Origin of the sequence: Rhizobium sp. NFACC06-2 (assembly GCF_900101425.1) — a bacterium.
Lineage (GTDB): Bacteria > Pseudomonadota > Alphaproteobacteria > Rhizobiales > Rhizobiaceae > Agrobacterium > Agrobacterium leguminum.
In genome coordinates this window covers 12,799-26,297 of record NZ_FMVA01000023.1, presented here as the reverse complement: position 1 = coordinate 26,297, position 13,499 = coordinate 12,799, and the positions used below count along the sequence as shown (strand labels likewise).

Sequence of the window (13,499 nt, the reverse complement as noted above, 5' to 3'; positions counted from 1 at the left end):
GGCGGCATGACATATAACACTTGGATTGGGATCGATCTGGCGAAGAGCGTTTTCCCAGTTCATGGAGAGCTCAGGGTTCGGCAGAAGCTGTCCTGGCAGCATTTTTTGGTCGTAATAGAGGCGTGCGGGAGTGCTCGTTACTGGTCACGCTAGCTGGCGAAACTAGGCCATAATGTACGGCTGATAGCACCACAATATGTGTGTCCATTCGTAAAGCGCCAGAAGAACGATGCTGTGGATGCCGAAGCGGTTGTCACCGCCCCACAGCGGTCCGAGATGCGCTTCGTCACGCCGAAACCGGAGGAGCAGCAGGCACAGGCGCATCTTTTTTTTACGGAAGAGAACGACTTGAACGTCAGCATAACGACTTGGTGAGCGCGCTGCGATCAGTGCTCTACGAATTTGGGCATCCGGTTCCTCCAGGCATTGGGCACCTGAATCGGATTGAAGCGATGGTCGAGGCTGAAAACAGCGATCTGCCAGAACTGGTTCGTGACGAATGCCGCGATATTCTGCTGCAAATCGCCGAGATGACGCAATTGGCTCGCCTGCTCAACGGGGAGTGATAGAGCAGGGTCGGCCCTTCGCATTCACGAGCTTTTCCAGCAGAATCCCTTTCACACAGCGAACCAAATTGTTCAGGTGACGGGTTTGTCCGCACCAACGGTCAACGCCGCACTTGCCGACCTGGAGCGATTAGGCATCGTTGATGAGATTACCGGCCGTAAGCGTGGCCGGGTGTTCCAGCTATCGACGATACCTTGCGATTCTAGGAGAAGGCACCGATCCCTTGCCTCTCAATTCATGACAAATTGATGGGCCAACGGTTCAAATCCCTCACATCAGGATTTTTGTCAATTGTTCATTCGAGTGGCATCGAACTTCTCCTTCGTAGGCGGATCCACGGTCTGAGCCCATAGCAATTACCGGCCCGGTTCTCGAGCCTATACAACCTCACATCCGGTCGCCGCTCTCGCGCGGCTGCACCATTATCCCGCTTTCGACGGGCACGGGCTCAGGAGAACGGGACCAAACTCAAGGTCGGCGTTGAAAGCCAAAAGGATTCCCGGTCCGTTCACCTGGATCCGTCAGGGCTGATCAGGCCCTGAGGATTAGAAACTGTGTTTCGCAGCAGTTTATCTTTCAGGCGATTTTCATGATTGCACCTTCGATGACGACGCCGGAGCTCACATACTTCCAGAGGGCCACGAGCAGCTTACGCGCGAGCGCAACGATCATCGGCGTCTTTAAGCGGCCGGCGTTCCGCGCGATGCGTTCCTTAAACCATAGCGTTAAAGCCGATTTCGGTTGGTGGCGCAGCCACAGCCAGGCGAGTTCGACCATCGTTGCCCGCAATCGCGGATTTCCCGCTTTCGAGACCCCTTGCTCACGATTGACGTTGCCGCTTTGCCAAGGGGAGGGCGCAAGGCCCGCATAGGATGCGATTTGCCGCCGATTATCGAAGAGTCGGAACAAGCCTTCTGTGTAAAGTATCGTCGCGAACTCTGGGCCTATTCCTTTGATGCCTAAAAGCGCGGTCGCTTTTTTCGGCGTTTCCGGCGTCTCCTGAACGATCAAAGCATCTCGCTCGGCTTCAACAGCCTTGATTTGTGTGAGCAACAATTCGAGGCGATCGAGTTCTCTGCAGATTTCCCCTTTCAAATGCTTTGAGAGTGGCCGGCCATCGCCAGTCCGAAGTTCTTCCAGACGTTGGCGGCGATCTCGATTGACAGGTTGGTAATCCCGAATTCCTTGTGTGAAGAGCAGCCCCTTTATGCGGTTGACGTGGAAAACACATTCGGCAATCAGAGTTTTTCGCTCTCGGCCAATCCGTCGATTGTCGTCTTCCTCGGGTGAGAGAAGTTTGACCATTGAGCACGCGCGAGGCTCGCCACGTTTCCATGCCATTAAAGCGCAGATCAGCGTTTCGCCGTCGATGCGGTCGGTCTTCGCCCGGCGATGCCGGCGCGGCATGGCAATTGATGCGGCTTCAACAATGTGGCTCTCGATCCAAGCTTCCTTGCTGAGCATTCGTCCCAGCCAGAAGCCATCCAACCCGGCCTCCTAGATCACTACCAGTGGGTAAAGTACGTTCTTTCGCCGAGTGGCTTTCTGACGAAGCGCTGCAAAGCATGCGAATAAGCCGGCAATATCCCCTCCAGTAACAGTGTGGCGGGACATTCTTCTCGCTGCCAGGTGACAAAGCTGTCACCAGCCACGTCGATTTACTCAATTCCAATGAGACGAATATTGCGCCAAGATCGACGGTGGTAGTGGTCTGCGCTTGAGTTTGATCTGCTGTTATCGGCATGATTGGCCTTCAGAGAGTTTTCTAGCGACCTCACTCTGCCACGGTGCAGGCCGCTACTCACCCCTGATGGGATCTCAAGGTGGAGACGACCGGCAGGGCCCACGCAGATGCGGGGCTTGGTTTGCATCTGCATGGGCGATGTGGATCAGCCAGTCATCTGAGTGGCTACCCTGATGGCTTAACGTCCTCTCAGTAGAGGAAGCAAAATTGATCTGTAGGAAGATCTTTTGGTCTCAGATGATCCCTATTGGCGGTATCTGGTTTGACATGGGTAGAGGCATGAGATACGTAAACATATCAGAGTGAGCGAGATGAAGCATTAAGGTATCAAATGAAGTCGGATTCGGAGGCTCTTCAGGCGATAGGGCGGCTGCTCAAGACATCACGCAAGACTTTGGGCCTCACCCAGGAGCAGGTTGCGGATATGGCGGGTCTATCGCGTCCGCGGTACCGCGAGATTGAGGCCGGAGCCAGCGCTGCCCGTACGACCACACTGATCAACATCGGTCGTGCGCTTGGTCTGGAACTGATGCTCATCCCGCAGGCGATGGTCCCGGCGGTTGAAGCTTTGCTGCAGCCAGGTGGCGCCGAAGATGACCTTCCTGCTTTCATCGCCAGTCCTGATGGTGATGGCAATGTCTGATGCGCCTCTTGATCCAAGATCTATAACCTCGCTGGACGTGCTGCTGAATGACCTGAAGGTAGGCATGATCGTGAGGACGCCGGGAGACTTCAACGCGTTCAGCTTTGAGGAGAGCTATCGACAGACGGGTGGTTTCCCAGTGCTCAGTCTGTCATTTCGCGCCGCACATGGGGGGTTGCGGAAGGACCCGAAGCCTGTCGCGAGGGCTTTGCCACCGTTCTTTGCGAACCTTCTTCCAGAGGATAAACTGCGCGAGGCGATGGAGAAGCACCATTCAGGTAGCGTGCGGGCAGGAAATGATTTCGATTTGCTTGCAGCACTTGGATCGGATCTGCCGGGGGCTGTCCGAATTGTGCCGAGCGAAGGCGCCGTTGTTCGTAATGAGGGTTTGACAACCCCCAGACCGAAGGCCCGGTTTTCGCTCGCCGGTGTGCAGATGAAACTTTCCGTCATCAAGAACACAGGAAAGGGTGGCGGTCTGACGATCCCCTTAGGCGACGAGCAGGGCTCATATATCGCCAAATTTCCATCGACTTCATTCCCCGCTGTCTCGGAAAACGAATTTGCAAATCTCGCATTGGCCGAAGCGATTGGAATGGAAGTGCCGGAACGCGAGCTCGTGGAGCAATCGCAGTTCGAGGGTATTCCGGCGGAGTTTGAGACGCTGTCCGACGGCAAAGTACTTCTCGTCAAACGTTTCGATCGGGTAGCCGGTGGTGAGCGCGTCCATATCGAAGATTTCGCTCAGGTATTCGGCGTCTATCCGTCTCGAAAATATGAGGGTGCCGCCTATCATGATATCGCTGTGGCTCTTGGGGTCGCCGTTTCCTCAGCGGCAGCCCTCGAGTTCGTCCGACGACTGGCTTTGGCTGTGCTGACAGGAAATGGCGACATGCACCTCAAGAATTGGTCGCTGATTTATCATGGGAAGGGCGACAAGCCTGCACTCGCCCCAGTCTATGATGTGCTATCGACCGTCCCATACATTCCGTCGGATGCCATGGCACTGTCGCTGGCCGGTGAAAGGCCGTTCAAGGCAATGAACACCCAGCGATGGAAAGTCTTCGCTCATCGTGCGCGAATGCCGGAAGCCGCTGTGCTGAAGGCTGTTATGGAGACGGTGGAGCGCGTCAACCAGTCTTGGTGGTCTCTGCCTGAACGAGCTGTTCTCCCCAATAAAGTATTGGAACGGGTTGATGCCCACATCAAGCTGATGTCGCCGATCCTCGGGACCTGCGCGGATTAGCAATTGGCGTTTCTGCGTAAAGCGTTAGCAGTTTCGTGGCTCACCAATGCCGATAGGGTCGCTGGTTCGAATCCCGTCAAGGCGAACCATGCTGGTATTCCTCGGTTATAGCAGAAGATCACCTAAAGAGGGCGCGCCGAGAATTCTATCGCAGCAACGGCAGCAATTGCTCACCCTGCCGCTTGATCTCCTGTAAATACGGAGTGTCGGACAGAATGAAATGCGTGATGCCGAGCTCTCTGTATCTTCTGAGCGACCCGGCGACATCTTCAGCCGAACCGACCAGCCAAGTCGTGCCGGCACCACCGCCACCGAATTTTCCGGGTGCGGTATAGAGATTGTCGTCCAGCACATCGCCTTACTTGTGCAGATCGAGCAAGCGCTGCTGGCCAACGGCACCAGCCTTGTGATCGTTCCAGCTACCGCTTTTCCCTTCAGCCATCTTCGCAACGCGTGCTTCCGCATCGTACCATGCCTCTTCCCTCGTATCGCGCACCAGGGTCGTGATCCTCAGTCCGAACTCGAGGGGCGGGAGATCACGATCAAGATTCCTGCTGAGTGTCTTCAACCGGTCGATCCGTTCGCGGACGCCGTCCAGCGGCTCTCCCCAGAACAGCTGCACGTCGGCCTCGGTCGCAGACACCCGTTCGGCTGCCTCCGATGCGCCGCCAAAGTAGATCTTGGGATGCCGGCGCTCGCCGCGCACATCAAGGCGTGGCGCAGCGGTGGAACCGCTCACGTGGAAATGCTGTCCATGGAATGTCACATCTTCTTCGGTCCATAGCCGGCGGATCAGCCGCATGAATTCCTTCGTGCGTGCATAGCGCTGAGTCTGGTCGCCTTCCTCGTCGCCATAGGCGGCGAGGTCGTCCTGACCGGAGACGATGTTGACGCGAACCCGGCCGCCGGTCAGTTGGTCAAGCGTTGCAGCAGCAGAAGCGAAGTTTGCAGGACGCCAATAGCCCGGCCGCGCAGCGATCAACGGTTCGAACGTGGTGGTGCGTGCAGCAAGCGCTGCTGCGATCGTGAAAGTATCGGGGCGACCCCATCCGGTGCCAATAAGGGCCCCCTTCCACCCATGCTCTTCCAGTGCCGTGGCCTGTGCCGTCAATGCCTCCAGACTGTTGTGGTTTGCGGCGGCGGCATCGCCTCGATGGCCCGCCTTGACGTCATTTGGGATGTACCACAGGAATTCGGAGCTCTTGGTCATGGTTGTGCCTGGATCGTTCGGATCGGATCGTGAAAGTTGTACAATGATCAGGCCGTAACACGGTTTCGCAACCGGCCTTCATCAAGCAGGATTTTGACCGTCCGCGCGGCATTGGTGCGCATTTCGACGGCAGCGTGGTCGGAATAAAAAGCGTTGTGGGGCGTGATCACCAGCCGACCGGCAAGCCAGTCCTCACGATCTCGCCACGCAGACAAGAGGGGATGGTGGCCCGGCGGTTCCTGTGCCAGCGTATCGATCGCCGCTGCAGCTACCTGGCCGCTGCGCAACGCCGCTTCCAGCGCATCGAGATCCTCAAGCAATTCTCCGCGTGCGGTATTGACGAGGATTGCCCCAGGTTTCAGCCGTGCAAGACCGTCGGCATCCAGCATGCCAAGGCTTTCGGGCGTTGCCGGACAATGCAGTGTGACGATGTCCGACTGAGCAAGAATATCGTCAAGGCGGTCCACACGCTCATAACCAACAGCCTTCTCATGGCCGGGCGGCTGACCTGGATCGTAGCCGAGGATCCGGAAACCGAACGGCTTCAGGCGGTTGACGACCGCCGTGCCGATCCGGCCGACGCCGATGATGCCGACGGTTGCGCGGTTCGACCGGGGAAGTGGTTTGAGGCTGTGGACCTGCCAACCGGACGAGTAGCCGCGAGCACGGGCGTCATGTTCCCAGAGGCGGCGATGGAGCGAGAGGATCATGGCGATCGCGTGATCTGCAACTTCTTCGGTGCCGTAATCGGGATTATTGGCAAAGGGGATGCCGGCATTTGCAAGAGCCGCAAGATCGATCTTCTCGTAGCCGACGCCATAGCGGACGACGCCGCGGCAACGATGAAGGCGGGAGATGCTGCGCGAAGTCAGCCGTGCGCCCCAGACCATCAGCGCGTCGAGTCGTCCCAGGCGATCGGCGTCAAACAGCGTCTCGTCAGTCGTCGCAAAAAAGTCGATCTCGACATCACTACCGAGCACTTCGGCCTCGAGGTCGGGAGTGCCAATCATATGATCGGTGATGCCCACCACATATTTTTTCTGTGTCATACCCGTTTGCCAGTCATGCTATCGTGTCATGCCCCATTTCAGGATAGTGTGCCGTTCCAACTGCCGGAACAGGACATTCTCAACGAGCAGACCCAGCAGGATGACCGTCATCAGGCCGGCGAACACTCGGTCAGTGTAGAGCTCGTTGCGGTTCTGGAAGATGTACCAGCCCAGCCCGCCGCGGCCCGAGGACGCGCCGAAGACGAGTTCCGCGGCAATCAATGTCCGCCACGCGAAAGCCCAGCCGATTTTGAGGCCCGCGATGATCGACGGCAGTGCTGCCGGCACAAGAATAAGGAAGACGTAGCGCAATCCGCGCAGGCCATAGTTGCGGCCCGTCATGCGCAGGGTCTCTGGTACACTGGTGAAGCCCGTATACATATTGAGAGCAAGCGGCCAGAGCACCGAATGGATCAGCACGAAAATCAGACTTCCCTGGCCGAGCCCGAACCACAGAAGGCCGAGAGGCAGAAGAGCGATCGGAGGCAAAGGATTGAGCATGGAGGTCAACGTCGACAGGAAATCGCGACCGAGTTGGCTGGATACGGCAAGCGACGTCAGGACGAAGGCCAGAACGACCCCCGCGACATAACCTTTCAGCAGGATTTCGATGGAATTGCCTGCCCGGCCAGGCAAAACCCCATTGGCGATATCCTCGACGAAGGCTTGAAGTGTCTGCGTGAATGACGGCAGGAGAAGGTCATTACCCTGAATTCGTGCGACAATCTCCCATAGGATTGCGAGAAAGATCAGGATAAGAGCTTTTCGCAGCCATGCCTGTTGCCAGAGTCGCCGCGACAGCGACACGCGCCGCTCGATGGAGCTTCCGGCGATCGGCTCAGGCATCAGTTCGTATTCAGGTCGGATCGGCGGCGTCGGCCGTGTCATACCAGGGCCAGCGGTAGCAGTGTCACGCATGATCGCTTTCCGTTGCAATGGGCGCCTCGGCGAAGAGAAGGCGATGAATGCGGGTTGCGGCGGCCTGAAACTCGGGACTTCCGCCGCTTTGCAGGTCCCATTCATGGCTGTTGATCTCGGCACGCATGCGGCCCGGATGCGGAGACAACAGTGCGACCCGGTTGCCGACGACCAGCGCCTCTTCGATGGAATGGGTGACGAAGAGCAGGGTGAAGCGCACTTCTTCCCACAGTGCCAGGAGTTCTTCCTGCATCTTGCGCCGGGTCAGCGCATCAAGCGCAGCAAAGGGCTCATCCATCAGCAGGACACGGGGCTCCATCGCAAGGGCCCGTGCGATTGCAACACGTTGCTTCATGCCTCCCGACAAAGCGTTCGGATAGGCCCCGGCAAAACGAGATAATCCCACCTTTTCCAGATAGTAGTCAGCTTTTTCGAGAGCCTCTTTTCGGCCAAGGCGACCGGAGACCCGCACGGGGAACGCCACGTTCTCGCGAACGGTCTTCCAGGGCGGTAACTGGTCGAATTCCTGAAAGACGACCACACGATCCGGTCCCGGTCCTCTGACCGGACGACCGTCCAAAAGGACCTGTCCTTCAGTCGGCGCAATGAAGCCGCCGACGGCCTTTAACAGGGTGGATTTGCCGCAGCCGGAAGCGCCGAGTAGGATAAAGCGGTCCGCCTCCCAAACATCGAAGCTGACATTCTGCGTCGCGCGCACGATCCGTCCGGGTGCCGCATATTCCAATGTACCACCCTTCACCGAAAGAAGCGGTGTTTGGGTAGAGGGAGCCGCGCGGCTCAAGGCCTCGGTATATGTGCCGTCCATTGCATCTCGCAAGTGTTCTGCGCGGCCTTAAGGCCGCGCTATTGCAGGATCAGGTTTATCCGGTGAATGTCAGCTGCCGTTATCGCCCTGCGCTTCCGGGAAGAAGTAGTCCTTCCAGGACCCGGCCTCGTTTTTCAGGACGCCGATCTTGTAGAGTTCCGAAGCGTATATGAAGGTGTTTTTGGGCACGATCGAAAAGTCGTTTTCCGGATCGTTGATGATATCGAGGACGAGTTTGGGCGAGAGCTTCGATTTCTGCGCGCGGATAAAGGTATCGGCGGCTTCTGCCTTGTGCGTGCTGATCCAATCCGCGGCATCACGCAGCGCTGCATAGAACGCAGCATAGGTCTTGGGGTTTTTGTCGTGGAAAGCGGTGGTGGCGTAGAGGACGTTGAACGTCGCCGGTCCGCCAAGAATATCATAGGAGCTGATGACCTTGTGAACCGCCTTGTTGCCCTGCAGCGCCTGATAATAGAAGGGCGCCGAGGAGAAGTGCGAGTTCACTTCGGTTCCGCCTGAAATCAGTGCCGCGGTTGCGTCGGGATGCGGCAAGCTGATGGTGATATCGTCGAGCTTCTGAAACTTGTCCTTGCCGAATACCTTCGCAGCTTCGATCTGAAGCGTGCGGGACTGAAAGCCGACGCCGGCCGCAGGCACCGCGATCCGATCGTTCGGCCCAAAGTCATTCAAAGAATGGATATTGGGATTGGTCGTCAGCAAGTAGTTGGGCTGGGCGCCAAGTGCGGCGACCATTTTGACGTCCTGACGCCCCTTCGTCCGATCCCAGGTGGTGAGCGCCGGCGGCACGCCGGCCGCTGCGATATCGAGATTGTCGGAAAGAAGCGCTTCGTTCATCGCCGTCGCACCGGACACCGTTGCCCATTCGACCGTTATGTCGAGACCGGCTTCCTTGCCATGTTTCTCGATGAGCTTCTGATCGCGGATGACATCGAGCGTCAGGTAGGAGATCCCGAACTGCTGCGCGATGCGGATCTTGCCCTCGGCTGCAGCTTGCCCGGGCACCAGTATGGCGATGAGACCGAGAGAAGCCGCGATTGGGAATAACGCGTTAGGCCAATTGAGATGGCGGCGGCTTTTTGAAATTTGGCGCGGCGGCATGCGTGCTCCTGTATCAGGCGTTGCGGTGTCGAAAAGCCATGCATGCGCACGGCAATTCACGCTTCCCCCTCCCGGGAGAGGTGCGTAGATCAGTCCAAGGTATTAATCTCGACTAAATCTATCAACATGCTCGCGTTTCGTTTTCAGGCGCGCGTTGAGATCAGAATCCTTCGAAAGCCGCTATTTTCGGAAATTAATCGGTGCGCATCCGTAGCCTGTCGGGTGGCGCTGTCCCCGACAGTTTCTTGTAAGGTGCCTTTATGCTTCAACGCCTACTCGGCCGCCACACGATTGGCCGTTGTCGCGGGAAAGAAGGCGCCCACTTCGCCGACCGCTTCATTGATGCGCTTGCTAAGCTGCTCTGACGAAACGGCGTAGTCGGTGAAGTCGCGATCCGATGCATAGACCGCGGTGGGCAGCGTATGCGCCATGAAGAACCCGAACAAGGGACGAAGCTGGTGCTCCACCATGAGCGCGTGGCGATCACCACCGCCCGTGGCCGTGATAAGGATCGGCTTCGACCTGAGCTCGTGAGGATCGATGAGATCGATCAGATGCTTGAAGAGACCCGGATAAGAGCCCTTATAGGTCGGAGAACCAATGATCAGAATATTGGCATCGACAATTTCTCCAAGGACATGTTGAGCCCTGTCGTCGAGCTGCTTGCGCCAGAGAGCAGTGCCGAGCGATGGTCCGACATCGACCATGTCGTAAGTCACATTGGCAAAGCCGTAGCGATCGCTTGCTCGTCCGGCAATATGTTGCACGAGCGCCGTGGTTTTTGAAGGTCGGCTGAAGCTGCCCGATATGGCGACGATCCTTGGGGTTCCCATGTTCTTCCTTTCGCTCGGTTTGCAAGACGGCGGACAGGCTAGAGTGCATCTCTACCGGCAACGATAGGGTAGATTTCGGTGATATCTTTCGTGCCCGGCGGCCGGCCTTCAAGCGCAAGCCTCGCCGCAGCCTGTTGGAAGGCGGTGTTGAGAGGGGCCGATACGCCATGGATGCGGCCGAGCCGGACGATTTCGCCGTTCAGATAATCGACCTCGCTCGAGGTGCCGCGGGTGAAGCTTTGCCAGGTCGATTGCTGGCCGGGCTCGATGCCGCTCTCCGGGGCGACGCGCCAGGATGATATGTCAATTCTCCACTCCGAGGGAGAAGCCGGATCATAGCCGGCGGCAATCAGAACAGCGCGGGCCTCCTGCGCCAAGCCGGCTGCCGCCTTTGAGCGGAGCTCGGAAGCGCCGGCGAAAAGCTCGACCGCATTTGTGACGTTGTGTTCCAGTTTTGCCGCCTTCCATCGCCGGATGTCGGGGCGCGCTTCGGCAAGATAGCCCGCTTTCCCAAGATCCGCGACGATCGACAAAGCCGTGTCATCGAGCCCTTCGGGGTAGCGGCCGAGCGCAACAATGCCGACATTCGGCTCGCCTCCGACGACGACCTCGCCGGTGACGGTGTAGCGTGCCGGAATTCGAATACTGGCCGCATAGACACGATCGAAACGCCGCAATGCGATGTCTTCCGCAGCCATCCCGTTTTGTAACGTCACGAGGGGCAGTTCCGATGCAAAGCCTCCACCCTCGACCTGTCGCCAGGCCCAGAACTCCGTGGCCGACTCGACATCCTGGGCCTTGACCGCAAGGACCAGAATATCACCCGGGCGAAGCGCTGGCGGCGAAGCCGTGTCGGCGGTGTTGAGCTTGAGCACCCTGTGTCCGTCCGGCCGCCGATATGAAAGACCATGAGCGCCGATATGGGCGATCTGGGTGCCACGCCCGACGAGCACGTAAGGGATGTCGTGCGTCTCGAACTCGGCCGCGAGGCTCGCGCCGACTGCTCCGGCACCAATGATGATGTAGCGTGTCATGATCAGGCCGTCTTCAATACCGTGAGACTGACCGGAGGCGCCAATGGCGTTTCCTTTTCGCTCTTCCAATGCTCGAAGGCGACGCGCCCGAGAATGGAGATGGACGTGTCCTCCTGCGGGGCATGGACGAGCACCGACTGAATGTCCCTGAAATGGCGTTCCAGCCCAAGCTCGTTCCCGAGGCCGGGATTGCCGATGCCGCGCACGGCGATCTGCACCGCGTCGCGCAGCTGCCGGCCGGCAAGCAGCCGGGCCCTGATGTGTTTTTCGGCCTCGGCCTGCCTGTCCTTCAGGGCATCGAAAATGATCTGCCGGGCGCCGGACACGAGAAGATCGATTTCACCGGAAAGCGTCACGAAACGTTCGGTGCGGGCGATCGGATGGCCAAGGTTGGTCGGAACGCGCTCGTGAGCAAAACGGATGAACGCCTCCTGAGCCGCTTCGGCTACCCCGAGATAGAGCGCGGTCAGCGCCAGCGTGATTGCCGCGTGGGCGCGGTTGTCCTGCTGAGCAACGGAGGGATCGACCAGATCGATGACATTCTCAAGCGGGATTTCGACATCGGTATATTCGACATCGTGGGAGCCGGAGGCGCGCATGCCAAGGCTGTTCCAGTTCTCGATGACGCGAATTCCCGGAATCCTGTTCGGAACGACGAATGTTCCGACCCGGGTCGGTGTTTCATCGGTGTGTGCCCAGACCAGAAAATGGGTCAGCCCGTGCGCGCCGGTGACGAAGCGCTTGCGGCCAGTGATCGACCAGCCGGATGCGGTACGCCGGGCAACCGTCGCCGGCAGGCCGCCGCGGGCGGGTGAACCGAGTTCCGGTTCGACACGCGCGGCATTGAGCAGCAGCGGATGCCGCTTGGCCTGGGTAAGCAGGCGCTTGTAGAGGTCCTCGGGCCAATGGCTTTTCGTTGCCTGGCCGAGGTGGTTGAAGATCGTCATCGCGCTGATCAGGGCGACCGATGGATCGCCACGGCCGAGGGCCGCAAGGATCGTTGCGGCCTCGTGAAGCGTCGCGCCGGCGCCGCCATATCTCGTCGCGACAGTGCTTTCGAGCAGGCCGCTTTGATGAACCGCCCGGATGCCCGTCCAGGGGAAATCCCCCGTCCGGTCAGCCTCGGGAGCTGCATCCGCAAGAGCGCGCGTCGTCGCGCTCAGCAGACTCGGATCGAAAGCCGTGTCGCGCGCAATCATCAGGCGGCGACCTTCTTCTTTGCCTCTTCCCGCTCACGTATGCCCTCGCGCACCAGCGGCAGGATGTAACGGCCGTAATCGACGGCATCGTTGAAATTGTCATAGCCGCGGATCGAGATCAGGTCGGCCCCGAGATCGATGTAATCGAGAATGGAATCGGCAATGGTGCGCGGCGAACCGACAAGTGCCGTGGTCGCGCCGCTGGCATTGGTGGCGGTGACGGTTGGATACCAGAGCGCCCGGTCATGAACATCGCCGCGTTTGGCGATATCCAGGAGGCGCTGCGAACCGACATTGGCTGGCGGCGGGGCGTTTACGGGTGCGCGGTGGAGCCCCTTCTGGCGGTTCTCGTTCAGGCGGTCCAGAACCTTGTGCGCCTTTTCCCAGGCAAGCTCATCCGTTTCGGCGACAATCGGCCGGAACGTCACCCAGATGCGCGGGCGGTCCGTTCGGCCTGCCTTTGCAGCTTCCGCGTAAATACGATCGATCTGCTGTTTCGTTTCCTTGAGCGGCTCGCCCCAGAGCCCGAAGATGTCGCAGAGCGAACCGCCGATGCGATAGGCTGCATCCGAGGAGCCGCCAAGGGCAATCGGGATCTGACCGTTTGTCGGACGCACAGCACTGCGGAACTGCTTGAACTGGTAATATTTGCCGTCGAAATCGAAGGGCTCGGTTGAGCTCCATGCAAGCCGCAGGATGCGGATATATTCCTCCTGCCGCTCGTAGCGCTGCTCCTTGTCGAGGAAGTCGCCCTCGCGCGCCTGCTCGTCATCGCTGCCGCCGGCAATGAAGTGGACGACCACGCGCCCGCCGCTCAACTGGTCAAGTGTAGCAAGCGATTTGGCCGCCACCGTCGGATAGACGGTGTTGGGCCGCAGCGCGACGATGATCTTGATGTTTTTCGTATGCGCGAGAACCGTGGCGCCGATCGTGAAAGGGTCGAAGGACGAGGAGGAGTAGGGGATCAGCGTGTAATTGAAGCCGTAGTCATCGAGCGCGCGCGAGTAGCGCTCAAGATAGTGGGGGTCGACCGGAGCGTCCGGGATGGGATTGAGATCGTTCGAGGCGTTGGGAAAGCTGACGCTGATGAATTCCGCGGACATGGAAGCTC

General features: G+C 58.8%; 11 protein-coding genes and 3 pseudogenes. 4 read left to right on the top strand and 10 right to left on the bottom strand.

All coding sequences use genetic code 11. The annotated features are described in order from the left end of the window. Window positions 1-368 precede the first annotated feature (368 nt). Both F3H58_RS27345 and F3H58_RS25065 read left to right on the top strand, forming a co-directional pair. Window positions 369-566: a hypothetical protein gene (locus F3H58_RS27345; protein WP_188129067.1), complete on the top strand. Its 198-nt coding sequence runs from the start codon at window positions 369-371 to the stop codon at window positions 564-566. Continuing rightward, a pseudogene (locus F3H58_RS25065) lies at window positions 562-808 on the top strand (winged helix-turn-helix domain-containing protein); the annotation flags it as partial. The gene F3H58_RS27345 and the pseudogene F3H58_RS25065, both read left to right, overlap by 5 nt. Window positions 809-1,143: 335 nt before the next feature. On the opposite strand, the pseudogene F3H58_RS25060 reads toward F3H58_RS25065, so the two are convergent. After that, window positions 1,144-2,311, bottom strand: a pseudogene (locus F3H58_RS25060) (IS110 family RNA-guided transposase). A gap of 331 nt (window positions 2,312-2,642) precedes the next feature. Here F3H58_RS25060 and F3H58_RS25055 point away from each other — a divergent pair. Beyond that, entirely contained in the window at window positions 2,643-2,954 is a 312-nt protein-coding gene (locus F3H58_RS25055; protein ID WP_112960086.1) for a helix-turn-helix domain-containing protein, read from the top strand. After that, window positions 2,947-4,200 carry a type II toxin-antitoxin system HipA family toxin gene (locus F3H58_RS25050; RefSeq protein ID WP_149744164.1) on the top strand — a complete coding sequence of 418 codons (1,254 nt, stop codon included), beginning with the start codon at window positions 2,947-2,949 and terminating at the stop codon, window positions 4,198-4,200. The genes F3H58_RS25055 and F3H58_RS25050 overlap by 8 nt, the downstream gene beginning before the upstream one ends. A 145-nt stretch (window positions 4,201-4,345) precedes the next feature. On the opposite strand, the pseudogene F3H58_RS25045 reads toward F3H58_RS25050, so the two are convergent. The 9 genes and pseudogenes from F3H58_RS25045 to F3H58_RS25005 all read right to left on the bottom strand — a co-directional run bounded on the left by F3H58_RS25045 (window position 4,346) and on the right by F3H58_RS25005 (window position 13,491). After that, window positions 4,346-5,410 (bottom strand): annotated as a pseudogene (locus F3H58_RS25045) (LLM class flavin-dependent oxidoreductase). Window positions 5,411-5,457: 47 nt separating this feature from the next. Continuing rightward, the gene (locus F3H58_RS25040) at window positions 5,458-6,441 is read right to left on the bottom strand and encodes a C-terminal binding protein (protein WP_286170081.1); all 984 of its coding nucleotides are present in this window, start codon (window positions 6,439-6,441) and stop codon (window positions 5,458-5,460) included. Window positions 6,442-6,477: 36 nt separating this feature from the next. Then, window positions 6,478-7,377, bottom strand: a complete 900-nt coding sequence (locus F3H58_RS25035) for an ABC transporter permease (protein WP_502706428.1) — start codon at window positions 7,375-7,377, stop codon at window positions 6,478-6,480. Beyond that, the gene (locus tag F3H58_RS25030) at window positions 7,370-8,203 is read right to left on the bottom strand and encodes an ABC transporter ATP-binding protein (RefSeq protein ID WP_149744162.1); all 834 of its coding nucleotides are present in this window, start codon (window positions 8,201-8,203) and stop codon (window positions 7,370-7,372) included. The genes F3H58_RS25035 and F3H58_RS25030 overlap by 8 nt, the downstream gene beginning before the upstream one ends. A 69-nt stretch (window positions 8,204-8,272) precedes the next feature. Beyond that, window positions 8,273-9,322, bottom strand: a complete 1,050-nt coding sequence (locus F3H58_RS25025; protein WP_149744161.1) for an ABC transporter substrate-binding protein — start codon at window positions 9,320-9,322, stop codon at window positions 8,273-8,275. A gap of 272 nt (window positions 9,323-9,594) precedes the next feature. Further along, the gene (gene msuE / locus F3H58_RS25020; RefSeq protein ID WP_149744160.1) at window positions 9,595-10,155 is read right to left on the bottom strand and encodes an FMN reductase; all 561 of its coding nucleotides are present in this window, start codon (window positions 10,153-10,155) and stop codon (window positions 9,595-9,597) included. A 38-nt stretch (window positions 10,156-10,193) separates the two neighbouring features. Then, window positions 10,194-11,189: a ketopantoate reductase family protein gene (locus F3H58_RS25015; RefSeq protein WP_149744159.1), complete on the bottom strand. Its 996-nt coding sequence runs from the start codon at window positions 11,187-11,189 to the stop codon at window positions 10,194-10,196. Window positions 11,190-11,191: 2 nt separating this feature from the next. After that, window positions 11,192-12,388 carry an acyl-CoA dehydrogenase family protein gene (locus F3H58_RS25010; RefSeq protein ID WP_149744158.1) on the bottom strand — a complete coding sequence of 399 codons (1,197 nt, stop codon included), beginning with the start codon at window positions 12,386-12,388 and terminating at the stop codon, window positions 11,192-11,194. Further along, complete coding sequence (locus F3H58_RS25005) at window positions 12,388-13,491, bottom strand: LLM class flavin-dependent oxidoreductase (RefSeq protein WP_149744157.1); 1,104 nt, start codon at window positions 13,489-13,491, stop codon at window positions 12,388-12,390. The genes F3H58_RS25010 and F3H58_RS25005 overlap by 1 nt, the downstream gene beginning before the upstream one ends. Window positions 13,492-13,499: the final 8 nt, after the last annotated feature.

Excerpts from the sequence above, each read along its gene's own strand:
- F3H58_RS25055 (WP_112960086.1), top strand. The coding sequence starts at position 2,643 with ATGAAGTCGGATTCGGAGGCTCTTCAGGCGATAGGGCGGCTGCTCAAG.
- F3H58_RS25050 (WP_149744164.1), top strand. The coding sequence starts at position 2,947 with ATGTCTGATGCGCCTCTTGATCCAAGATCTATAACCTCGCTGGACGTG.
- F3H58_RS25035 (WP_502706428.1), bottom strand. The coding sequence starts at position 7,377 with ATGCGTGACACTGCTACCGCTGGCCCTGGTATGACACGGCCGACGCCG.
- F3H58_RS25030 (WP_149744162.1), bottom strand. The coding sequence starts at position 8,203 with ATGGACGGCACATATACCGAGGCCTTGAGCCGCGCGGCTCCCTCTACC.
- F3H58_RS25025 (WP_149744161.1), bottom strand. The coding sequence starts at position 9,322 with ATGCCGCCGCGCCAAATTTCAAAAAGCCGCCGCCATCTCAATTGGCCT.
- msuE (WP_149744160.1), bottom strand. The coding sequence starts at position 10,155 with ATGGGAACCCCAAGGATCGTCGCCATATCGGGCAGCTTCAGCCGACCT.
- F3H58_RS25015 (WP_149744159.1), bottom strand. The coding sequence starts at position 11,189 with ATGACACGCTACATCATCATTGGTGCCGGAGCAGTCGGCGCGAGCCTC.
- F3H58_RS25010 (WP_149744158.1), bottom strand. The coding sequence starts at position 12,388 with ATGATTGCGCGCGACACGGCTTTCGATCCGAGTCTGCTGAGCGCGACG.
- F3H58_RS25005 (WP_149744157.1), bottom strand. The coding sequence starts at position 13,491 with ATGTCCGCGGAATTCATCAGCGTCAGCTTTCCCAACGCCTCGAACGAT.